This is a genomic window from Leptospira yasudae, assembly GCF_003545925.1.
Taxonomy (GTDB): Bacteria; Spirochaetota; Leptospiria; order Leptospirales; family Leptospiraceae; genus Leptospira; species Leptospira yasudae.
The window spans coordinates 365,368-386,875 of the sequence record NZ_QHCU01000002.1; the positions used below are offsets into that span (position 1 = coordinate 365,368).

Here is a 21,508-nt window from a genome sequence, read left to right on the forward strand (position 1 = left end):
TTAGATATTTCGAATGTATTCCAGGATTTTTCTTTCGGAATACGGTTTCTGAAGAACATATACGTTTTTGTGAAGAACTGTGACGTTCAATCCTGCGTTTTCTTCCAAACCCGTGATCACCGCGATCGGAATTTTGTCGAACTTCTCCTGTTTACGAATCGTTTCCACGAGTTCTTCTCCCGAAAAATTAGGCATGATCCAATCCGTGAGAATGGCGGAAATCGGTTCGTTGCTTGACTCCAGATATTCGTACGCCTTCTTCCCTTCCGAAAACGCCTGAAACGTATATCCGTTCCTTTTCAGAATTTTTCCCAATAAAAGCAGATTCAGTTCCGAATCGTCGATGATTAGAATTTTCCCGATCGAATGCGTTTCCGCGTGATGATTCGTTTCCGATCCGTATACCAACTCGATAATTTCTTTGATGACGATCTTGAACTCGTCGATTCCGGAAGGTTTCGGAAAGATTCCGTCAAAACCGAATTCCACGGACTTGGCGCGGTTTGCTTCTATATCGCCCGATGTGACCAGATATATTTTAGAATTCTTGCATGCGCTGTCTTTTTTTTCCCGTTGGCTGTTGCGGATGATTTTGCAAACGGTAAATCCGTCCGCGTCCGGGAGAATCATGCCGATCGTGATCAGATCGAAATGTTCCTTAAACGCAAGATCCAAACCTTCTTTGGCCGATCCGGCTTCTACGATTTGAAAATCTTCCGCCGGAAAAAAAGAAGATATGATTCTTCGTACCGTGGCCCCGGAATCTAAAACGAGTACTTTCAAATCTATTTTTCCTTGGACTTGATTTCCGAAATCCCCTCTTCATAAATACGAATTTGATTTTGCAATTCGTCTACGATTCGGTTTGGATCGTTCATCGATTCTCGATCGGGTTTGGCCCAAATGAGTTGTTGAGAGGGATTCGTATCTAAACTGAGATAAAAAATCGGAGAAGTCCCCGCGACTTCTTGCGCGCTGCCGGGAAGAAGTGTAAAAGAACCGAACAGAGAAAAGACCGCTTTGTATTTTTTTTCGAGATGAACGAATTCATAGGTGCGAGGCCATTCTTCCTCACCGGATTTTAAATTCATCGGAAAGAGTTTGGAAAGAAACGAAATCAAATCATTCGTTTTTTCGATTCTAGTTTCGAATGAATTCGGTCCGTTCATTTTTCCAGCTCTTTCGCTTGATTCCATAAACGATCCATTTCTTCCAAGTTGGAATCGTTCGGGGTTCTTCCTTCTTTTTGTAAGGATTCTTCTATGTATTGAAATCGATTTTTAAATTTTGCGTTGGTTCTCGTGAGCGCGGATTCCGCGGAGATTCCGAGATGTCTTCCGAGATTGACTAAACTAAAAAGCAAATCTCCGAATTCTTCTTCGATTCTTACTTGATTGGTTCCGTCCGCCTTCGCCGTTCCGAACTCCGCTAAGAATTCTTCCATCTCTTCTCTTACTTTTCCGTGCACGTCCGCGACTTCTTTCCAATCGAATCCGACCTTAGCCGCTTTCTTTTGGTATTTCTCCGCTTTTAAAAGGGAGGAAAAATTTTCCGGAACGTTTGAGAAAATAGACGAGTAACTCGGTTTCTTCTTTTCTTTGTCTTTGATTTTTTCCCAGTTTTCGATCACTTCCTGAGAGGAGGATAACGTGAGTTCTTCCGGGCGAAATACGTGCGGATGTCTAAAAATCAGCTTATCGGACACACCTTTGGCTATGTCTCCTAAATTGAATGCGTTTCTTTCTTCGGCGAGCCTTGCATGAAACACGACTTGAAAGAGGAGATCTCCCAATTCTTCTTTGAGAAGTTCGTCGTCTTTTTTGAGAATGGCTTCGATGACTTCCTGCGATTCTTCGATGAGATAGGGAACCAAGGTCTGGTGGTCCTGTTCCTTATCCCAAGGACAACCGTTTTCTCCGCGGAGCGTGGCCGTTACCTCTTGGAGTTTACCGATTTCTTCCGTGAGTGAATTTGCCTGCATGGAAAGCCTCCTGAGGGAGATTTGTTCCAATTTTTTAAAACCGAGCGCACTCTGCACCCCTTTTCGGTCGATTTTGAATCGGGATTCGATTGACGTAGACCGTAAAATCGAAGTATAGTACCAAAAATGATACGTTCAAAAAGTTTTATCGTTCTTTCACTCGTTCTGATCGCGGTTGCGAGTCGTTTACTGCCGCACCCGGCCAATTTTACGCCGATTCTTGCGATCTCTCTTTTCGCAGGAGCGTATTTCGCTTCTAAGAAACTTTCGTTGTTTCTTCCGATCGTTGCACTTACGATCAGCAATTTGTTTCTCGGTTTTCACGATCAGGTTTTCGTCGTCTACGGAATGACCCTTCTTTTGGTCGTGGCCGGTTGGCAGTTGAGAGAATCTTCTTCCGTGAAAAAGATCGCGTTTTGGACTTTAGGCGGTTCGGTTCTTTTCTTTATCGTTACGAACTTTTACGTCTGGCTCATGGGCTATTACACTTACGATATGAACGGTCTTGTTCAGTGTTATCTGATGGCGATTCCGTTTTTTAAGAATGCACTTTTAGGAGATATGTTTTATACGACCGTTCTTTTCGGCGGATTCGCTCTGATCGAAAGAGCGGGTTGGATGGAACTGGCTCCAGTTTCAGTAAAGTAATTCTCTTCTCTAAAAACGATCCCTTCGATGACCTGAAACGGTTCTCGAAGGGTAGTCTTCCTCTCTTCCTTTAAAGTACGATTCCTATCCCGAGATAAAATCCGTAATACGTATCGATCACTTCTTTTTCCAAGGCAGGTCTTGTAGTCGCTAAGTCCACAGGCTTGGTGATCGTGTTGAGCGCGGTCGTGCTCACTGCATCCGGAAACAGCAGATTCGCATTGTAATTGTATCCGCTCACGGAAGATCTCATTTCCGTATATTGAAATCCCACCATAAACTTGAGCCAGCTCGTTCTTGAAAAAGAAAGTCCCGTATCGATTTGATAACCGCCTCGTTTGACGAGGTTTTCTCCCGCGGAACCTGCGGTTTCAGTGACCAGAAAGTTTTGAGCGCCGTTATACAAAGTCGTGCTGCTCGTTTTTAGATGATATTTTCCTAATGTTCTAAAGTAATCCGCGTTCACGTGGAATTGAAAGAAGTTGTTGAGTTTCTTTACGATCCGAAATCCGATTTGTGGTCCGATTCCTCCCGCCTTTTCTTCCAAGTTACCGAATCCGAGTCCGCCGGGAAGATTTCCGTATTCTTTGGAATAAATGTCCAAGTTGCGAACTCCGATGGAAGGTCCGAGTCTCGTTCCCGATCCGGTTTCGAAAAAATAGAGAAGGTTGAGCTGAATGTCCGTTCTTCTCAGTTGAGGTCCGTAAACACTGTAAGTCTGATTGAAGTTCTCGGCGGTCGGATTGACGTTCAGCGAAGTATAAGACGGATTGATTCTGAAATCCAAGAAGGTCGCTTCCACTCCGAATTTTTTGGATTCGGTTAAGAATAGCATTCGAATCGGATATGCCGTTTTCGTGTTCCCTTGCGGGTCGGAATAAAAACTTCCCGTATTGTTGATGAGATGCGCGTCAAAACCGCCGGTGCGCGCAATCGTATTTACGCTTTGATAAAAGCCGCTCGTATAAAGAAAGGAATTCAATTCGTTAGAGGAAACGTTTTGTCTTCTCGCCAAAGGTTCGGGAACCCAAGTCGCTTGATTGAACAACACCGAGATCTCGAACGTTGCGCCTTTCGGGGCTTTTGCCACTTCCTGTTCGTGAAGTTTATCTCTTAACTCGGAAGCCTCCGCTCTTTTTCTTTGAACTTCGAGAATCATCCGTTGTCTGGTTACGGGATCCTGGGCCTTGCCCGCTTTGAGTTCGAGTTCGTTGGCTTCTCTTTCCAGAGCGTCGGGATCGGATTGTGCGTTTCTGATCTGTTGTCCGAATACGTTCGTTTGAAACAGAAGAAAAAAGATCGTCAGAAGGATGGGAACGGTTTTTTGAATTTGCTTTTTCATAGGTTCTAAAGAGTGAGAGAATAGATAAGACGAAAGAATTCGAAATTCAAACATTTTTTTCCCAAGCGCTGAAAAAGAAAAACATTACAGAATTCTCTTCGCTGGAAATAACGAAATTAGAGAGATTATGAATTTAACCAAGTCGGCAGTTTGCGTTTTTTGCGGTTCCCGTTCGGGAACCAATCCTATCTATACGAAGGCGGCTCAGGATCTGGGTCATTTGCTCGTGGAAAAAAAATTCGATTTAGTATTCGGAGGAGCTTCCTGCGGAATTATGGGAACGATCGCGGATGCGGTGATGGAGAAGGGCGGTTCCGTTTCCGGTATCATTCCCGACTTTCTTTCGATTAAAGAAGTCAAACACGATCGTGTGAAGGATCTGATGATCGTTTCTTCCATGCACGAAAGAAAGTTTCGGATGTACGAGAAGTCTTCCGGTTTTATCGCGTTACCCGGAGGAATCGGAACCTTGGATGAACTCGTCGAAATCACGACTTGGAATCAATTGAAGCTGATCTCGAAACCTCTCGGACTTTTGAACGTTAACGGTTACTTCGATTATCTATTGATGCAGTTGGGGAGAATGGTGGACGACGGATTTTTAGATCGCGAAACGAAAGAAGGTCTGATCGTTTCGGAAGATCCGGAGGAATTACTCGATCTTCTTAGCAAACGGTTTGTTTAATACGACATCTTTGACGAACCGGAATAGAACCCCGATCACTCTTTTTCGGGTTCCGGTTCCAAGAGTTGAATCAATTCCTCTTTTCCGCCTTCTTTAGCAAGCTCTAAAGCCGATTTACCTTCTAAATTCTTTAAGAACTGGGACGCGTTCGAGGCGAACAAAAGAGTCGCCGTTGAAATTCGATCATGGATGACCGCGATGTGAAGAGGTGAATTTCCGTTTTGATCGATCGAGTTGGGAGAAATTCCGAGATGTAAAATGGTTCTGCAAATATCGTCTTCGCCGTGTTCGGCGGCGGTAAACAAGCGATCGGTCATGGCCTTTTTGAGAATCTTGGAAACGTGATGGTATTTTTGCCGCTCCGCTTCTTCCAATCCCGTTTTTCCGGAAGCGTTCATCTTTAAAAAGTCGGCTCCGATTTTCAGAAGTCGTTCGAGACATTCCACGCTGTCGTGCGATGCAGCCAGTAAGAGCGCCGTATTTCCGTCCGCGTCCCGGTTTTCCAGAATCGTTTTCGTTTCTTCTTTTTCCAAAAACAGATCCAGAATTTCATAATCGTTGTGGAGAGCCGTGAGATGAAGAACCGTTCTTCCTTCGGAATTCTTTTTTAAGAAGTCCGCGTCCTTATCGAGAAGATATTCCACGATCGTAAAATGTCCGAGATCGACTGCTAAAAGAAGAGGGGTATATCCTTCTCCGTTTCTTTCTTCGAAATCGGGGCTGGAATGAAGATTTTCCGAAATCATCTCCACAATGTGTAGACTTCCGGTGCTTACGGCTTTTGCCAAAGGAGTATTTCCCGAAAAATCTTTTTTCCCGGAATCGGCTCCGGCTTCCAAGAAGATATGGATCAATTCTTCGTTGCCTTGATCGAGAGAGGTCAGCAACGGAGTTTCGCCTCTTGCGTTGGTTTCGTCCGGGTCCGCACCGGCCTCGAGTAGAAGTTCGATCGCTTCCCGATCGGAATTCTTCACAGCCCAGGATAAGACGCCCGATCCGTAATTGTCCCGGTATTCTTTCAGCCAATCGATGAGAACCGGTTCTCCTTCCATCGAAGAAAGAAGTCTTTCGATTTCATCGCCCTTTCCCGTTTTTACCGCGGAAAAGAGGTCGATCAGTGAGTCTGAAAAATCAGTCAGAAAAAATTCTCCAGTATGAAATAGAGCGAAATCAAAGTCGGGATCGAACACAGAATTCCGACACCCGGAAGAGCCGCGGAAAGCGTAGGTTTAAATCCCATCTGAATGGAAACGATGGAAGCCGTAATCATCGGCGCCATTCCCGCTTCCAACACGGCTGCTTTTATGTGTTTCGGATTCAGATTCAAAAAACGATAGATTAGAAATACCACGATTGGGGCAAAGATCAATTTATAAATCAGGCCGACAGTCAAGGGCTGCGCGAGGTCTTTGGATTCTTTAGAGGATGAACCCTTGAACGGAAGTTCCATTTGAAATCCGACGGTAAATAAGGCGATCGGCACCAACGTTTCTCCCAAAGTTTTCAATACGGAATGAATCGATTCCGGAATGGTGAAAAGTCTTAGGAAAAACGAAAAAAGTAAAGCAAGAAACGGAGGGAAAGTGAAGAGCTTTTTCAAAATGGATCGCAACGGACTTCCGCTTTTTTCCTGTTCGTTTTTGGAAAGAAAGCGCAACGCTAAGATAAATCCGGGAATCGCAAGACAAAGAAAGGTTCCGAATTGATCGATGATCAAAACCGCATTGGTGACTTCTTCCCCGTAAAACATTCGCAAAACGGGAAGTCCTAAAAAGGAAGTGTTGCCGAGTCCGCAGCAAAGCGTGAGCGCGATTCTCGTTTCCGAATCCCAATCGAAGAATTTCGTCGCGCCGTAAAAGAAGGCGACGGATAGGCCGAAGATCAGCCAGGGCATCGAAGCCAAAAAGATCAAAGAAGATTCGAGTTTCATCGAGGGAACGTTGGCCAAAATCAAAGCCGGTAAGGAAATATAGATGACGAAACTTCCGAGTGCTGCACCGGAATTTTCCGGAAAAATTCTCCCGCGTTTGAGTATCCAACCGGCAATCAAACAAACCGGAATGACAATGAGTTGAGACACGATGGACAGAGTCTACAGCGAAAGCGAAACGGCAAGAGTTTTAAGGTTAAGCCCGCTGCCGGAATTGAACCGGCGACCTTTTCATTACGAGGGAAATGCTCTACCCCTGAGCTAAGCGGGCGCGTACGGATCGGAAATCGAAAAATTCACGAAGCGATTTCCGTTGATCGCGACGGGAAACGGTTTGGGTTTAACCCTTTCTCGATTTCTTAAATTCTTTTACCATCATTGCGGTGATGCTGTCAAGATGTTTCACTTGATCCTTGAGTTCCGGTTTTTCGTGACGATAGGAAAACGAATAACAGGAATTTTTTACTCCTCTGTCCTTCATCCACCAATGTCTTCCGATTTCCCTTCTTTCTTTTGCGGGAAGGTCGCCTTCGTACATTTTGTATTCGTCGAGGTGTGCGGGAAAGTTTCTTTCTTTGAGATAAAACGCATACGCGGAATGAAAATTCATCGCGGCATTTTGAATCAATTCGTTGATATGAAGACAGCCTAACGTTTTATCCGCAGGAAAGCGATTCATCAGTTTGGAATAGGACATTTCCTCGCCGACGAGATAGTCGTATGTTTTGATCGCAGCGGGGCAACTTTCATACGGAACCCGTTTTTCCTCCACTCCCGATTTTACGATTTTCATCGTGGTGAGATCCACTTCCAGATACAGAGTCATATCGTGATACGGATCGTATTGATTGACTTCGATGATGCAGAAAGGAGGAGATTCTTCGGGAAACCAGTAATATCTGCTTTCGTAATTTCTTTGAAAGTCCGTGTTTCGAAAACGGATCCGATCTTTGATTTCCTGCAACGCGCTCATGACAACCTCTTATCCGAAAACGCTTTTATAAGGATTTGTTCGAAAAAAGAAAACGCAACGATTTTGTTTTCCGACTCGGTATCCCGTTTTTTATCGGCGTTCGATAAGATCATCTTTTAAAGGCAGGGGATTCGCTAAAGAATTTTTCCTGCTATTTTCATTTGCTTTTCGCGGAATTTCTGTTATCGTCGTTCCGGTTTTATGATAACCTCGTTCTTTTTGGAAAAATCGTTTTTGGTCACAGGCGCGAGTTCCGGAATCGGAAAAGCTTTGGTATTGGAACTCAATCGAAACGGAGCCGTCGTCGGCGCGGTCGCGCGAAGAAAAGAATTGTTAAAAGAAGTGAAAAACGAAGCGCCTTTTCCCGATAAGGTCATCGCTCTTCCGGGCGACGTTTCGGATTCTTCCCAACTCAAAAAGATCACGGAAGAATTTCGTAAGAAGGTGCGTCGTATCGATGGACTGATTCACAGCGCGGGGATCAGCATGCGCGGTCTTGCGCGCGAAACCGACTTCAAAGTTTATGAAAGTCTAATGAACGTAAATTTCTATCCCTTGATTCATCTGTTTCGGTTTTTGGAATCGGAACTCAGACAGAACCAGGGACATTTTGTGGCGGTTTCTTCTTTGCAGGGAAGATTTGCTACCCAATATAGATCCGGTTATGCTGCGAGTAAACATGCGGTGCAGGCGTTTATGGACAGCGTTCGGCTTGAAACCTCCGAAAGCGGAATGCATGTTATGACAGTTTCTCCCGGTTATGTGAAGACCGATATTTCCGTAAAGGCTTTGTCCTCGGACGGTTCCGCATACGGAATCATGGACGAAGGAATTAAGAACGGAATGTCTACGGAGAAAGTTGCTGCAATCATTTTGAAAGCGATCGAATCGAAAAAGAGGGACGTTTACCCTTCGCAGTTTCGGGAGATGTTGGCGTATTGGATCAGCCGATTTTCACCTTCGCTTTTGGATCGGCTTTTGAGAAGAGCAAGAGTGACGTGAAACGCGATTCATAAAAAGCGTTTCACCAAAAGGCAGCGGAGCGTAGCCGCTGGTTTTTAACGGAGTTAAGAATTAGCGTTCCTATTTACTTACCCGGCGGATCCCAAGCAAGACGGATTCCGGCTCTGCGATCCGTTTTCAAATTCGGAATTCCACCGAAGGACCGAAAATACGTCGTGGATTCTTCCTTGGTAGAGGAGAACGAACCGCCGCGAATGACTTTATGCAATTTTCCGAATGCATTTCGTTTGAGTGAATGTCCCCGATACGGAAGATAATCCGAGCTCGTCCATTCCGCAACGTTTCCACACATTCCGATCGCACCGTACGGACTCGCGGATTTTTTAGCGAGTTCGTAGACGGAAATCGTGTCCATCTTCTTACTTTCCAGAGTATTGCAAAGGGAAGAATCGAAATCGTTGCCGAACGGATATTCGAGCGGACTCGGAAAGAAAGAATAGGATTCGTCCCGGTTGATCATCCAAGTGATTCCCGTTCCGCGTGCGGCCTTTTCCCATTCCATTTCGGTGGGAAGACGTTTGCCGGACCAACGCGCGTAGGCTTCGGCTTCGCGATACGTCACTCCGTTCACGGGATGATGTTCCTTGCCGACGGGAATCGTTCCGTTCTTCCAATGAGGAGGGGCCGGCGTGTTTGTTTCCTTTAGAAATTTTGAATATTCTTGATTGGTAACTTCGTATTTATCGATGTAAAACGACGAGATGTCCTGTAGATTTCCCCGTTCAGGTTTGAAGTAAAACGGATTGTAACTGTCTTCCGCAGGTTCGTTGCCTTGTCCGTGCAGAAAAAATCCCATCGATTCGTAAAACAGTTCTCCGTTTTGTTCATAACCGCTGGAGACAAAAACCATTTCTTTTCCGTCGCGCGGATGTCTGAGCTGTTTCGCAGGTCGGGTTCTTCTTCTATCTTCGGTGAAGAAAGCGCCGGGTTCGACGTAGGCTACTTCTTGTTTGTAGTCTTGGATGAAGGTTCCTGCGGTCAAAAGACTTTCGGGAATTCCCGCGTTTGCAGTAAACGTTCCAAAGAGTTCGATTTCGGAGGCTTTTTTTCCTTTCGGATTTGCCTGATAGGCGATGGAGATTTGACGAATGCTGAACGAACCGATTTCTTTTTCAGGCGAGGTTTGTATAACCGAATAGCTCGGTTTTCTTTCGAGAACGGCTTTGATTTCTTCCTCTTCTTTTCCGTAAAAAACCGATCCCCTTCGAATACGGATTTTTACTTTGCCTTTGCCTCTATAGACGGCTTCTACTTCTCCCCTCCAAAAAGGAACCGTTCGTAAATTGAGAGAAGGGTCTTCTTGTTCTTGAGGAAGTAATGCGGCGAAGGTCCATCCTAAAAGCAGGATGGACAAGAGGGCCGTGAATCGTTTCGATTTTGGAAGCAAGTAGGAGATCATACCGTTTCATCCGCCTCTCGTCGGTGAGAGACGGTCGTCTGGTTTTATCTTCGGCAGAAATTTCCGATCGCGAAACGAATTTTAAAGAGATTCTTTCCCTTTCCGAGCGGGCTTATTTCTTCTTTTTCTTAAAGGAAGGAGAAGAGCCGCCGCCGGATTTTGGATTTCGATCGCCTTTGGAGAATTTGGAACGCGATCCTCCGTGAGAACCGCCGGAACCGCTTCCAGCTCCGGAATTCGATTTCGGTTTACCGCCGCCACCCGATCTTCCGAAGTTACGATCTCTATATCTTCCGCCACCGCCGGATTTCTTTTTGGAAGAATCCCTTTCATCGAATTTAAAATTGGATTCGAATTGAACGGAATCGTCGAAGGTGATGCTGTCTTTGGTGATCGTCATCTTGAACAGAGCCGCCGCGATGTCGAGCGCCGTATAATCGTCGCCCATTAGTTTTTCGACTTGGTTGACGTATTTCGAAAGATGACCCGCGTCCACGATCGATCTCACCTTGGAAGTATAAGAATGAATTTTCGTTTCTTCGAGATCGTCTAACGTAGGAATTTTTCCTGCTTCGATTTTGATTCCGTTGATCCGTTCGATCTTTTTGAGGTTGTAGATCTGCTTCCCGACGATAAAGGAGAATGCGATTCCCTTTTTACCCGCTCTTCCCGTTCTACCGATACGGTGGACGTAATCCTCTCCGTCTCTCGGAAGATCGTAGTTGAAAACCGCTTCCACGTTGTTCACATCGATTCCTCTTCCGGCGACGTCGGTCGCAACGAGAATCTCGATGCTTCCGTTCCGGAAACCGTTCATCACCTTATCTCTTTGTTTTTGATTGAGATCTCCGTGAAGCGCTTCCGCGAAATAACCTCTGGATTTCAGAAGTTCCACCACCGTGTCGACTTGCGCTTTCGTATTACAAAATACTAATGCGAGTTTTACGTTTCTGTATTCGATCAATCGCGCGAGGGCTTCTCCTTTGGCGTTTTCCTGAATCTCGTAATAGATCTGTTCGATTTTAGGGGCGCTGAGTTTTTGATGCGTTACGTCGATGATTTGCGGATGTTTTTGAAACCGTTTCATCAGCGTGAGAATTTCGTCGGTCATCGTCGCCGAAAACATTACCGTCTGACGATCCGCAGGAGTGTCCTTAAGGATGAATTCCATGTCCTCGCGGAAGCCCATGTCCAACATTTCGTCCGCTTCGTCCAGAACGACGATCTTGATGTCTTCGAGGTGGATAGAACCTCTTCTCATGTGATCCATCATTCTTCCGGGAGTGGCGATGACGATCTGAGGGTTTTTGCGAAGAGCGCGGAGCTGTCTGTCGATCTCTTGACCGCCGTAAACCGGAACCACTTCGAAGTTTCCTTTGTATTTCATGAGTTTACGGAATTGTTCGCTGACTTGGATCACGAGTTCGCGGGTCGGGCAAAGGATCAGCGCTTGCAGATGTTTGCTTTCGACTTCGAGAAGTTCGATCGTTGGAATCGCGAATGCGGCCGTTTTACCGGTTCCGGTTTGCGCGTGGCCGATGATGTCTTTTCCTTTTAAAATGACGGGGATGGCTTCCGATTGAATCGGAGAGGCTTCTTCAAAACCCATTTCTGCAATCGCGTTTTGGATTTCGGTGGATAAGTTTAGTTCGCTAAACTTGAGTTTCTTCATAGAGTTTCCTTTCAAAGCAATAAATCGACCGTATTCCGGGAACCTCTAATACTTTGAATTTTCAAGATAAGAATCCGGAAGATCACAAAACCGACGAAAGAGAGGAAAGTTGGAATCGGGAGATGTTTTACGTCTTCGTTTGATAAGACGTCTTGTTTTTACTACGATTTTAGAAGAGGCTATTTACACAAGCTTAAAAGGATCGAACGCCGTCGAGAATCGATGGAAACTCTCGGCGACGCTCTATTCAAACTATATTCCAAATATCTTAAGTTCTATCGATTGTGTTCTCAGAACTGAGCCGTCATCGAAAGATAAGCGAACTGCGCCTGTGGAAGAAAACCGGTTTTTCGAAATTCGGGAGAAATCGAATCGTCGTTGAGTTTTCCTCGGACGGCGTCGCCCGCATAGATCCAACTTGCTCCGAGCGCCCACAGAATATCCTTGTATTTCACGGAATAAACCATATCGATTTCTCTGAACAAATTTTTTCCGAGCGTTCCGACTCCTCTTTGATCCAAAACACCTTTCTCACTTTGCAGATACGGATTTTTGTAGCGATCGTTTGCATAGGATTCGGTGCTCGCGCCGTCTTTCAGATTTCCGGTGATGTCATACCAACCGTCCTGCATCTTCTGTTTGTCCACGATCCAATAGGCGATTCTTAATTTTCCGAATTCCCCTCCGTCCCAAGTCAAGTTTGCGGACTTGCCGACCATGTTGACCCAACTGACTTGGTCCGCTTCTCCGTAAAATACGTGATTGGAGTGGAATAAATTGGAGAATGTCGAGACCTTTCCGTCCTTACGATTCGGATCTCCGCTCGCAACGTCGTATTCCGCACCGAGTCGAAACGAACCGATCGTATATCCTACGTCGAGTGCGAACGCAAACGAATCGTATCCTTGTCTTTCTTTATAAAGATTTTTTGATGCGGTTTTTCCGGTGAGCGGATCGATTGTGGAAACGTTTGTGTTCAACGAATCCCAGCCGGGAGTTACGTTGATTCCCGTTTTTCCGGTTTGCATCGCGTACTCGATGGAAAAGTCGAAAGGAATTTCGGATTTCTTCTCCTTGGTTGTTCTGTTGGTAAGTCTGAATCCGAAGGTATGAAGTTGATCGTATCTTGAATCTCTCGGAACGGTTTCCGGATTTGCCAAAAGTAAAATCGTGGAATTGTTTTGAGGAAGCCATTTACGATACAGTCCGATGTAATAACCGTCTATGTGAAGGAACTTAGAAGGTTTGAACGTGTTGTAAAAACCCGTGAACGTTGCGTCTCCCTGTTGTTGTTTGGTAAGATCGGCTGACAGCGCGCAGGTGGAAGTCGACGGAGAATTTGCCGGGCAATTGTATTGAACCGGAAACGAATTTCTTTTTCCGAGATACGTCGTATTGCCTGCGATATCGGAATCTTGTTCACCGACGATCATCGCCCAAGCATGCGAGGAAAAAAGTTCCTTATCCAACTTCAAACGAAAACCATTGAAGCTGCGGCCGACATTCGTCCATTCCAACGCGCCGACAAGTCTCTCATCTCCGTATTTGAGAATCTGTCTTCCTGCTTGAAGGGCGATCGGACCGATCAAATCCTTGGATTCGATCCAGGCTTCCCGAATTCCCACCGATTGCCTGGTGTTGTCGTTTGCGGTATCGAGTCCGCTGGAAGAACCTTTTTCGCCGCCCCAAAGAACGGAATCCTGCAACGTGATTCTGATTTTCGTTTTTTCGGTGAGTTCCTTTTCGATCCAGATTTGCGCCTTGGCCCCGACGAACGAAGCATTATCGTTTTTGAATCGATCAAAATCGTAATTGTATTTCGCTTCCGGACGGATTCGGATCAAGCCGCCGAACTTGATGGTTTCATACCAAGGAACTTCTTTTTTCGTTTCCTTAGGAAGAATCGCAGCGTCCTGTTTGGGAGTGGTGACAGTTTGTTCCTTGGTCGGTTGGTCTTTGACGGACGGTTCAGCGATCGGCTGGTTCGTGTTAGGCGAATTTTCCGATAGAGAGGTCGTTTCCTTTTTTTCCTGAGCGTTGACCTCGACGCTTAGGAACGTACATAAAATAAAGGAGAGTATGGAAACTCTCATTTCGCAAGCTTTCAATTAGGGACCCTTTCATTTTTATTTTTTTAAGATTCATATTTCGCATCTAAACCGGGGTTAAATTCGCTTTGAGGATTTTGGAAATCTCGGGACGACAGCTTCCGCATCCGGTCCCGGCCCCGGTCGCCTTACCGAGTTCTTCCATAGACTTGATTCCGTTTTTGATTTCCTCGCAGAGATTACCTTCGCCGACTCCGTTGCAGGAACAGACTAACTTACCGACGACCGGTTTTTTCGGCGCGCCTCCTCCCGAAAGAAGTTGTTCTCTCCTTTCTCCGAGTTCGATTCCGCTGGAGATCAGTTCTTTGAATTCTTGGAAGTTCGATTTATCACCGATGAGGATCGCTCCTACGAGCTTATCCCCTTTGATGATGCACTTCTTATACTTCCTGCGCTTTCGATCGAGAAAAACGATCTCTTCGTATTCGCCGGATTTATCCTCGGAAAGATCCATCGGAGTATCCGCAAGACGCAAAGAAACAAGATCGAGTTCGGGGATCTTCAACAGATTGGAATGGATCGATCCATTATAAAAATCGAATGCGTATCCGTAGATATGATTAGCCGCGATTTTGGATTGTTCCTCCGTAGCGGCTATCGTACCATACATGCCGGAAGAATGTTCGGCGACTTCTCCGATCGCATAAATGTCCGGATCCGAAGAACGCAGAAACGGATCGACTAGGATTCCGTTTCTGCATTCGATTCCCGCGAGTTTTGCCAATTGAAGATTGGCGCTTGTTCCCGTCGCAAATACGATTCCATCGGGTTGAATCGTGTTTCCGTTGCTGAGTTTGATGCTTTGAACTCGGGAAGTTCCTTTGATCTTTACGATCTCGGCGTTGCGGATGATTTCGATTCCTCTGGCTTCGATTTCTTCGTTCAGAATTTCACCGGCTACGGCGTCGAGTTGTTTGGACATGAGTCTGTCCGTTCGGATTAAAACGCTGACGCGAACATGCAAAAATTTTAATGCAGCCGCGAGTTCCAAGCCGAGAAGTCCTCCGCCCACGATCAAAACGTGCGTGTCTCTCACGAAAAAGCCTTTGATTCTTTCCGCGTCTTCTTTGGAACGAAGCGCAAAGATCCCTTCCATTTCTTTGGGAATCATGTTCGGAATAAACGGAGAACTCCCCGTTGCGAAGATCAGCTTATCGTAAGAATGTGTGTTGCCTTTATCGTCGCGGACGATTTTCCCTTCGGGATGAACCTGGGTGACGGCCGTGTCCGCAAATATTTTGAAGTTCCAGGAAAGAATTTCCTCTTCGCTGACTCCCATCAAATCTCCGAAGATCTTTTCTCCGCTGATGTAATCCGGAAGAAGAATACGGTTGTAAAACGGATTCTTCTCTTTGCAAAGAACGGTGATTTCGCTTTCGGAATCCAAGGCTCTGTAAGAACGCAGAAAGGCGAGCGTTCCGTTTCCGCCGCCTATGATGAGAATTTTTTCTTTCCGTTTTTGATAAACCTGCACTTGAACCGCGGAGATTTTAAAACCGGGTTGTTTGGAAAACGGATCGTACGCTCCGCTCGTAAGATTGTTCGCGCGGGGATCGTCTCTATCCAATCGTTTTCCCCAATGCATCGGAAGGAAGACTACACCTTCTTTGATTGATTCGGTGATCGTCGCTTTGACTCTGGTCTTTCCTCTTTCGTTGAAGATTTCAACGATCGTACCTTCCTCGATGTTTCTCGGTTTTGCATCGTTCGGATGAATTTCCAAATACGGTTCGCGTTTGTGTTCGTTGAGTTTGCGCACTTTGCCGGTACGAGTCATCGTATGCCACTGATCGCGGATTCTTCCCGTAGTAAGAATTAAAGGAAAGCGATCGGTCGCTTTTTCGGAACTGTCTTCCGGTTCGACAGCGTGAATCTTCGCTTTGCCGTTCGGTCTGTAAAACTTGCGATCGGTAAAAAGACGTTCGGTTCCGCCGTGTTCTTTCGTTGGATAAGGCCATTGAACGGATCTTTTTTCCATCAGGATCGAATAATCCAATCCGGCGATGTCAATGTTCGTCCCTTTTGTTAAGCGACAATGTTCCTGAAAAACTTCTCCTTCGTTCTGAAACGCAAAGGAAGAATTCCATCCCATCTTTTTGGCGAACTCGTTTAAGATCCAAGCGTCCGCTTTCGCTTCTCCCGGAGGGTCGATCACTTTCGGAAGATAGGTGATTCGTCGATCGGAGTTCGTCATCGTTCCTTGTTTTTCCGCCCAACCGGCTGCGGGTAACACGACATCCGCAAACGGAACGGCCGAAGAATCCTTGGAAATATCCTGAACGACTACGAATTCCGCGGAACGAAGACCGGATTCGACGAGCCGCGCATCGGGAAGACTTACGGTGGGATTGGTGCAGATGATCCAAATCGCCTTCATCTTTCCTGTGCGAAGATGATCGAACATCTCCGTCGCACTGTATCCAGGCTTCTCTTGAATGGAATCGACTCCCCAAAACTCGGCGACTTCCGCTCTGTGTTCAGGGTTCGCTAAATTTCTATGAGCGGGTAAAAGATTGCAAAGACCGCCGACTTCCCGGCCTCCCATCGCATTCGGTTGCCCCGTAAGCGAGAACGGACCCGATCCGGGTTTGCCGATCTTTCCGGTTAATAAGGATAGATTGAGAAGGGCAAGGTTCTTATTGACCCCGATCACGCTTTGATTGAGGCCCATTGCCCAAAGAGAAAGAAATCCGTTCGCATTTCCGATCCATTCCGCGGCCGTATAAATCTGTTCGGAAGGAATATCGCAAGCGTTCGCACAATCCTCGACGGATTGCCGGAATACTTTTTCTTTAAGCTCTTCAAAGCCTTCCGTATGATTTTTTAAAAACTCGGAATCGATTCGACCGCGTTCTATTAGAATTCTTGCAATTGCATGAAAGAGATGAATGTCGCTTCCAGGACGAATTTGTAGATGAAGATCGGCGTCCTCGCAGCTTTCCGTCTTTCTCGGATCGACGACGATCAGTTTTACGTTCGGATTCGATTGTTTTCTCGCTTCGATTCTACGAAATAGAATCGGATGACACCAAGCGGGATTGGCGCCCGCGACCAAAAAACAATCCGCGAGTTCTATATCTTCGTAGCTGATGGGAACGCTGTCTTCTCCCAAGGCCATCTTGTAACCCACGACTGCGGAACTCATACAAAGTCTTGAGTTCGTATCGATGTTGTTGGTCCCGATAAAACCTTTCGCGATTTTATTAACTACATAGTATTCTTCCGTTAACAACTGACCTGAAACGTAGAAACCGACGGAGTCAGGTCCGTGTTCTTGGATGATTCTCTTAAACTCCTGTGCGACTTTTTGAAGAGCCGTCTCCCAATCGGTTTTAATCGGGGGAGAATTTCGATCTTTCCGCATCGTTGGATAAAATAAACGATCGGAACGGTTTAATAGAGAATAGTTGAGATTCATTCCCTTGGAACAAAGAAGACCTTTGTTTGCGGGATGAGTGGGATCTCCTTCCACTTTCAGTTCCTTTTCGGAATGTTTTTGTATAAGAACTCCGCATCCTACGCCGCAATAAGAGCAGGTAGTTTTAAACGTTTCGCTAATGTTCACATAAGAAGGTCATGCAAGAATGGTACCAGGCTTACAATGCTGAAATCGAATCCTAAGTTTCTACCGAATCAGATCGGGATCGCCATCCTCGAAGGACGCTTTATGGGTTCGTAATCGAAATGAAATATATTAATAAATTATAATATATTTAAAATTTTGAAGACTTTGTATAGAATTTTAGACTAAATGCTGATATTTTCCGCATCGTTCATTGAAAATAGGGAGAGAGTTCCTATTTTTATGAATCCGAAACAGGCTTCCGAATAAAATTTTCAAGTTATAAGACGACAATTCTCTCCGTAAGCGGTCCTTCTCGACTTTTCGCTCAAAAAATAAACCGAAACTGGTACGGTTCTTGCTCTCTTCCTTAAGGAGTCTCAGAGGAGCCTTAGGAATAAGGAAAAAAATTATATATGAAAAAGATTAAAGAATTTTTATCTGCCGGTCACTTCCCCACGCTTTTGAGTTCATTCTTATACTTTGATTTCAGCTTTATGGTATGGATGCTCTTAGCGGCTCTAGGAGTTTTTCTCTCCGAAGAATTCGGCTTAAACCCCGCTCAGAAGGGTTTGATGGTGTCGATTCCCTTGCTCGGAGGAACTCTTTTAAGAATTCCGATGGGTTTGTTATCCGATCGTTTCGGATCGAGAAAGGTTGCGCTTTGCGGAATGTTGCTCACGATGCTTCCTCTCTTTTTAGGATGGCAGTTCGGAAATTCTATGACTGAAATCTTCGCGATCGGTCTTCTTCTCGGCGTAGCTGGTTCCAGCTTCGCGGTCGCGCTTCCTCTTGCGAGTAGAAGTTATCCTGCAAAATACCAAGGTTTGGTATTGGGGATCGCGGGGGCCGGAAACAGTGGTTCCGTGATCGCGACTTTGTTTGCACCCGATCTCGCTCGCAGTTTCGGATGGCATGCGGTTTTCGGATTTGCTTTGATTCCAATGTCTTTGGTTTTTGTCTTCTTCTACTTTTTTGCAAAAGAGGAAGCGGTTCAGTCTTCCGGTAAAACGATTTTGGAATATCTCGCTCCGATTAAATCCAGAGACGCGATGATCTTCAGTTTTTTATACAGCATTACGTTCGGAGGATTCGTAGGACTCGCGAGTTTCCTGCCGATCTTCTTTTACGATCAATACGGCGCGGATAAGGTTACTACCGGTTTATATACGACCTATTGCATCATCGGAGCGAGTATGATCCGTCCGTTCGGCGGTTATCTTTCCGATAAATTCGGAGGAGCGACCGTTCTCTGTATCGTTCTTCTTTTGGTGTCCATGATCTTTTTCGGAATCTCGACTCTTCCGAACCTGGGTCTTGTTCTTCCTTTATTCATCTTCCTGATGTTGTGTTTGGGACTCGGAAACGGTTCCGTTTTCCAGTTGGTTCCCTCCCGTTTCAAAAAGGATATCGGAATCGTTACCGGTTTCGTGGGCGCCTTCGGCGGGTTAGGCGGATTTATGGTGCCGAATCTTCTCGGTTCCTTGAAGTCAGGCTGGGGAACGTATGCCGCTGGATTCACGGTTCTCGGTGTGATCGTTTTGATCGCAGCGGCCGTTTTATACGGAACGAACTTTTACGTTTGGAATCGCATGGAAGAATCTCAACTCGAGATCGAAACGGCTTAATCCAGTTACGTTATCGGGAGAAAAATAAAAATGTCAAAGAAACAGTTGATCGTAGTAGGGAACGGGATGGTCGGTCATAGATTGGCCGAGAAATTGGTTGAATTCGGTGGAATCGAAAAGTTTGATATTCTAATATTCGGAGAGGAGCCGAGAAGAGCATACGATCGGGTTCATCTTTCCGAATATTTCGCAAACCGTTCCGTGGATCCTTTGTATCTTTCGAAAGAGGACTGGTATTCAAAGAACGGGATCGATCTTCATTTGAAGGAGAAAGTGACTTCGGTGGATCCGGTTTCCCAAAAAGTGGAAACTTCTTCCGGAGCGGTTTATTCTTTCGACAAACTTGTGTTTGCCACCGGTTCTGCCCCTTTCGTTCCGACTTTCGAAGGAATCGATAAGAAAGGGGTTTTCGTTTATAGAACGATCGAAGACTTAGAGGAAATTTTAGAATACGGAAAGTCCGTAAAAACCGCGGCCGTGTTAGGCGGAGGACTTTTGGGATTGGAAGCCGCAAAGGCACTCGTCGATATGAATCTCAAAACCGACGTTGTGGAATTCGCTCCGCGATTGATGCCTCGTCAGTTGGACGAAGCCGGTTCTTCCATTCTCAGATCGAAAATCGAAGAACTGGGAGTTTCGATTCTTTTGGAAAAGAACACCAAAAGAGCGATCGGTGAAACCGCGTTTGCAGGTCTTGAATTTCAAGACGGTTCGATTTTAGAAACGGAAATGCTCGTCGTTTCCGCCGGAATCAGACCCAGGGACGAACTTGCAAAAAATGCGGGAATCGCGGTAGGAGAAAGAGGCGGTATTCAAGTAAACGATCTTCTAGAAACAAGCGCGAACGGAATTTATTCAATTGGTGAATGTGCGCTCCATAAAGGAATGATCTACGGTCTCGTCGCTCCCGGTTATGAAATGGCCGAAATCGTAGCACATAATCTTTGTTATCCGGAAAAAGAATACAAGTCGTATCTTGGTTCGGATCTATCCACAAAACTTAAATTGATCGGAGTGGACGTGGCTTCTTTCGGAGACGCGCTCGGGCAATCGAAACACATTCCGATCGCATTCAAAAACCCGCTTACGGGAATTTATAAGAAACTGGTAATATCCGAGGATGGGAAAACGCTCCTCGGCGGAATTCTAGTCGGAGACGCGAGCGCTTACGGCAACCTTCTCGCGTTGTATTTGAACAAGATTGAACTTCCTTCCGAACCGGAAAGTTTGATCGTAGGTTCGGTTTCCGCCGAATCGGCGTTCGGCGCAGGATCGCTTCCTGATACGGCGAAGATCTGTTCGTGCAACAACGTTTCCAAAGGTGACATCTTAAACGCGATCCGCGACAAAGACTGTTATGAGATGAGCAGTTTGAAAGAATGCACGAAAGCCGGCACAGGATGCGGCGGTTGTATTCCTCAGGTGAATTCCCTTCTCAAAGGAGAATTAAAATCTCTCGGTAAAGTCGTAACGGAACATCTTTGCGAACACTTTCCATTTTCAAGACAGGAATTGTTTCAAGTCATCAAGGTGAAAAAACTAAAAACTTTCGACGATGTAATCGTTGAAAGCGGTAAAGGAAAAGGATGTGAAGTCTGCAAGCCGGCGGTCGCTTCGATTCTTGCGAGCTTATGGAACGAGACGATCGTACATAAACATCACAGAGAAATTCAAGATACGAACGACAAGTATCTTGCAAACATTCAAAGAGGCGGAACGTATTCGGTCGTGCCTCGGATTCCGGGCGGTGAAATTACTCCGGAAAAACTCATCGTGATCGGAGCCGTTGCAAAGAAATACAATCTTTACTGCAAGATCACCGGAGGTCAAAGGATCGATCTTCTCGGCGCGAGGATGGAAGACCTTCCCGATATCTGGAAAGACTTGGTCGATGAAGGTTTTGAAAGCGGTCACGCATACGGTAAGGCGATGAGAACCGTAAAGAGCTGCGTCGGTTCGACATGGTGCAGATACGGTGTGCAGGACAGTACTTCGTTTGCGATTCGCATCGAAGAACGTTATCGCGGAATTCGTTCTCCGCATAAATTGAAGGCGGCCGTTTCCGGTTGTATTCGCGAATGTGCGGAAGCGCAAAGCAAGGATTTCGGTTTAATCGCGACCGAAAAAGGATGGAATCTTTATGTAGGCGGCAACGGAGGAGTGACTCCACAGCACGCGATGCTTCTCGCGGCCGACATCGACGAAGACACTTGTGTGAAATACATCGATCGATTCCTGATGTTCTATATCCGAACCGCGGATAAACTTACAAGAACCGCGGCTTGGCTCAATCAGCTCGAAGGCGGAATCGATTATCTCAAAGACGTGATCATCAACGATCGTCTTGGAATCAACGAACAGCTCGAAGCCGAGATGCAGACGCTCGTCGACAGCTATCATTGCGAATGGAAGGCGGTTGTGGACGATCCTGAAAAACAGAAGAAGTTTAAACACTTCGTCAACAGCGATCAACCGGATACGAACGTGAAATTCATCCAAGAAAGAGGCCAGATCCGTCCGGTGGATTGGAAAAAGAAAGAACTATCGGTGAGCTAAG

Annotated in this window: 15 protein-coding genes, 1 tRNA gene and 1 pseudogene; 5 read left to right on the plus strand and 12 right to left on the minus strand. The window is 45.9% G+C overall.

The genetic code is table 11. The features are described 5' to 3' along the window. Genes DLM76_RS06935 through mazG form a run of 3 tightly spaced genes read right to left on the minus strand, consistent with a single transcriptional unit; the run spans nucleotide 1 to nucleotide 1,981 of the window. On the minus strand, nucleotides 1-783 hold the full coding sequence (locus DLM76_RS06935) for a response regulator (RefSeq protein ID WP_118964754.1): 783 nt from the start codon (nucleotides 781-783) through the stop codon (nucleotides 1-3). Between the two features lie 2 nt (nucleotides 784-785). Continuing rightward, nucleotides 786-1,169, minus strand: a complete 384-nt coding sequence (locus DLM76_RS06940) for an LIC_13241 domain-containing protein (protein ID WP_118964755.1) — start codon at nucleotides 1,167-1,169, stop codon at nucleotides 786-788. Continuing rightward, nucleotides 1,166-1,981, minus strand: a complete 816-nt coding sequence (gene mazG, locus DLM76_RS06945; protein WP_118964955.1) for a nucleoside triphosphate pyrophosphohydrolase — start codon at nucleotides 1,979-1,981, stop codon at nucleotides 1,166-1,168. Before mazG ends, DLM76_RS06940 begins: the two co-directional genes overlap by 4 nt. Before the next feature lie 126 nt (nucleotides 1,982-2,107). Between mazG and DLM76_RS06950 the strand changes: the two genes are divergently transcribed. Further along, a complete protein-coding gene (locus DLM76_RS06950; protein WP_118954282.1) occupies nucleotides 2,108-2,629 on the plus strand; it encodes a DUF6580 family putative transport protein in 522 nt (173 codons plus the stop codon). A gap of 70 nt (nucleotides 2,630-2,699) precedes the next feature. On the opposite strand, the gene DLM76_RS06955 is transcribed toward DLM76_RS06950, so the two are convergent. Next, the gene (locus DLM76_RS06955) at nucleotides 2,700-3,971 is read right to left on the minus strand and encodes an LA_2444/LA_4059 family outer membrane protein (RefSeq protein ID WP_118964956.1); all 1,272 of its coding nucleotides are present in this window, start codon (nucleotides 3,969-3,971) and stop codon (nucleotides 2,700-2,702) included. Nucleotides 3,972-4,098: 127 nt separating this feature from the next. On the opposite strand from DLM76_RS06955, the gene DLM76_RS06960 reads away from it, so the two are divergent. Beyond that, nucleotides 4,099-4,656, plus strand: a complete 558-nt coding sequence (locus DLM76_RS06960; RefSeq protein WP_118954281.1) for an LOG family protein — start codon at nucleotides 4,099-4,101, stop codon at nucleotides 4,654-4,656. Between the two features lie 35 nt (nucleotides 4,657-4,691). Here the strand turns inward: DLM76_RS06960 and DLM76_RS06965 are convergent, their stop codons facing one another. The 4 genes from DLM76_RS06965 to DLM76_RS06980 all read right to left on the minus strand — a co-directional run bounded on the left by DLM76_RS06965 (nucleotide 4,692) and on the right by DLM76_RS06980 (nucleotide 7,559). Continuing rightward, complete coding sequence (locus tag DLM76_RS06965; protein ID WP_429946406.1) at nucleotides 4,692-5,708, minus strand: ankyrin repeat domain-containing protein; 1,017 nt, start codon at nucleotides 5,706-5,708, stop codon at nucleotides 4,692-4,694. A gap of 83 nt (nucleotides 5,709-5,791) precedes the next feature. Next, the gene (locus DLM76_RS06970) at nucleotides 5,792-6,736 is read right to left on the minus strand and encodes an AEC family transporter (protein ID WP_167450736.1); all 945 of its coding nucleotides are present in this window, start codon (nucleotides 6,734-6,736) and stop codon (nucleotides 5,792-5,794) included. A gap of 49 nt (nucleotides 6,737-6,785) precedes the next feature. Further along, nucleotides 6,786-6,857 (minus strand) — tRNA-Thr (locus tag DLM76_RS06975). Between the two features lie 69 nt (nucleotides 6,858-6,926). Then, on the minus strand, nucleotides 6,927-7,559 hold the full coding sequence (locus DLM76_RS06980) for a DUF2889 domain-containing protein (protein ID WP_118964758.1): 633 nt from the start codon (nucleotides 7,557-7,559) through the stop codon (nucleotides 6,927-6,929). Nucleotides 7,560-7,760: 201 nt separating this feature from the next. On the opposite strand from DLM76_RS06980, the gene DLM76_RS06985 reads away from it, so the two are divergent. Further along, nucleotides 7,761-8,561 carry an SDR family NAD(P)-dependent oxidoreductase gene (locus DLM76_RS06985; protein ID WP_118954277.1) on the plus strand — a complete coding sequence of 267 codons (801 nt, stop codon included), beginning with the start codon at nucleotides 7,761-7,763 and terminating at the stop codon, nucleotides 8,559-8,561. Between the two features lie 85 nt (nucleotides 8,562-8,646). On the opposite strand, the gene DLM76_RS06990 is transcribed toward DLM76_RS06985, so the two are convergent. From DLM76_RS06990 to DLM76_RS07005, 4 genes and pseudogenes are all read right to left on the minus strand, one after another. Beyond that, complete coding sequence (locus DLM76_RS06990; RefSeq protein ID WP_118964759.1) at nucleotides 8,647-9,981, minus strand: formylglycine-generating enzyme family protein; 1,335 nt, start codon at nucleotides 9,979-9,981, stop codon at nucleotides 8,647-8,649. A gap of 112 nt (nucleotides 9,982-10,093) precedes the next feature. Next, complete coding sequence (locus DLM76_RS06995; RefSeq protein WP_118964760.1) at nucleotides 10,094-11,653, minus strand: DEAD/DEAH box helicase; 1,560 nt, start codon at nucleotides 11,651-11,653, stop codon at nucleotides 10,094-10,096. 290 nt (nucleotides 11,654-11,943) lie between these two features. Then, nucleotides 11,944-13,548: pseudogene (locus DLM76_RS07000) on the minus strand (alginate export family protein); the annotation flags it as partial. 259 nt (nucleotides 13,549-13,807) lie between these two features. Then, complete coding sequence (locus DLM76_RS07005; protein WP_118964762.1) at nucleotides 13,808-17,326, minus strand: nitrate reductase; 3,519 nt, start codon at nucleotides 17,324-17,326, stop codon at nucleotides 13,808-13,810. 413 nt (nucleotides 17,327-17,739) lie between these two features. Between DLM76_RS07005 and DLM76_RS07010 the strand changes: the two genes are divergently transcribed. Further along, nucleotides 17,740-18,951, plus strand: coding sequence for a nitrate/nitrite transporter (locus tag DLM76_RS07010; RefSeq protein ID WP_118954272.1), 1,212 nt, complete (start codon nucleotides 17,740-17,742; stop codon nucleotides 18,949-18,951). Nucleotides 18,952-18,981: 30 nt separating this feature from the next. Beyond that, complete coding sequence (gene nirB, locus DLM76_RS07015; protein WP_118964763.1) at nucleotides 18,982-21,507, plus strand: nitrite reductase large subunit NirB; 2,526 nt, start codon at nucleotides 18,982-18,984, stop codon at nucleotides 21,505-21,507. The last annotated feature ends 1 nt before the right edge of the window (nucleotide 21,508 follow it).

What these genes read in the sequence shown, in the direction of transcription:
- DLM76_RS06960 (WP_118954281.1), top strand. Translation starts at nt 4,099, where the DNA reads ATGAATTTAACCAAGTCGGCAGTTTGCGTTTTTTGCGGTTCCCGTTCG.
- DLM76_RS06955 (WP_118964956.1), bottom strand. Translation starts at nt 3,971, where the DNA reads ATGAAAAAGCAAATTCAAAAAACCGTTCCCATCCTTCTGACGATCTTT.
- DLM76_RS06990 (WP_118964759.1), bottom strand. Translation starts at nt 9,981, where the DNA reads ATGATCTCCTACTTGCTTCCAAAATCGAAACGATTCACGGCCCTCTTG.
- DLM76_RS07010 (WP_118954272.1), top strand. Translation starts at nt 17,740, where the DNA reads ATGAAAAAGATTAAAGAATTTTTATCTGCCGGTCACTTCCCCACGCTT.
- mazG (WP_118964955.1), bottom strand. Translation starts at nt 1,981, where the DNA reads ATGCAGGCAAATTCACTCACGGAAGAAATCGGTAAACTCCAAGAGGTA.
- DLM76_RS06940 (WP_118964755.1), bottom strand. Translation starts at nt 1,169, where the DNA reads ATGAACGGACCGAATTCATTCGAAACTAGAATCGAAAAAACGAATGAT.
- DLM76_RS06985 (WP_118954277.1), top strand. Translation starts at nt 7,761, where the DNA reads ATGATAACCTCGTTCTTTTTGGAAAAATCGTTTTTGGTCACAGGCGCG.
- DLM76_RS06995 (WP_118964760.1), bottom strand. Translation starts at nt 11,653, where the DNA reads ATGAAGAAACTCAAGTTTAGCGAACTAAACTTATCCACCGAAATCCAA.
- DLM76_RS06950 (WP_118954282.1), top strand. Translation starts at nt 2,108, where the DNA reads ATGATACGTTCAAAAAGTTTTATCGTTCTTTCACTCGTTCTGATCGCG.
- DLM76_RS06965 (WP_429946406.1), bottom strand. Translation starts at nt 5,708, where the DNA reads ATGGAAGGAGAACCGGTTCTCATCGATTGGCTGAAAGAATACCGGGAC.
- DLM76_RS06980 (WP_118964758.1), bottom strand. Translation starts at nt 7,559, where the DNA reads ATGAGCGCGTTGCAGGAAATCAAAGATCGGATCCGTTTTCGAAACACG.
- nirB (WP_118964763.1), top strand. Translation starts at nt 18,982, where the DNA reads ATGTCAAAGAAACAGTTGATCGTAGTAGGGAACGGGATGGTCGGTCAT.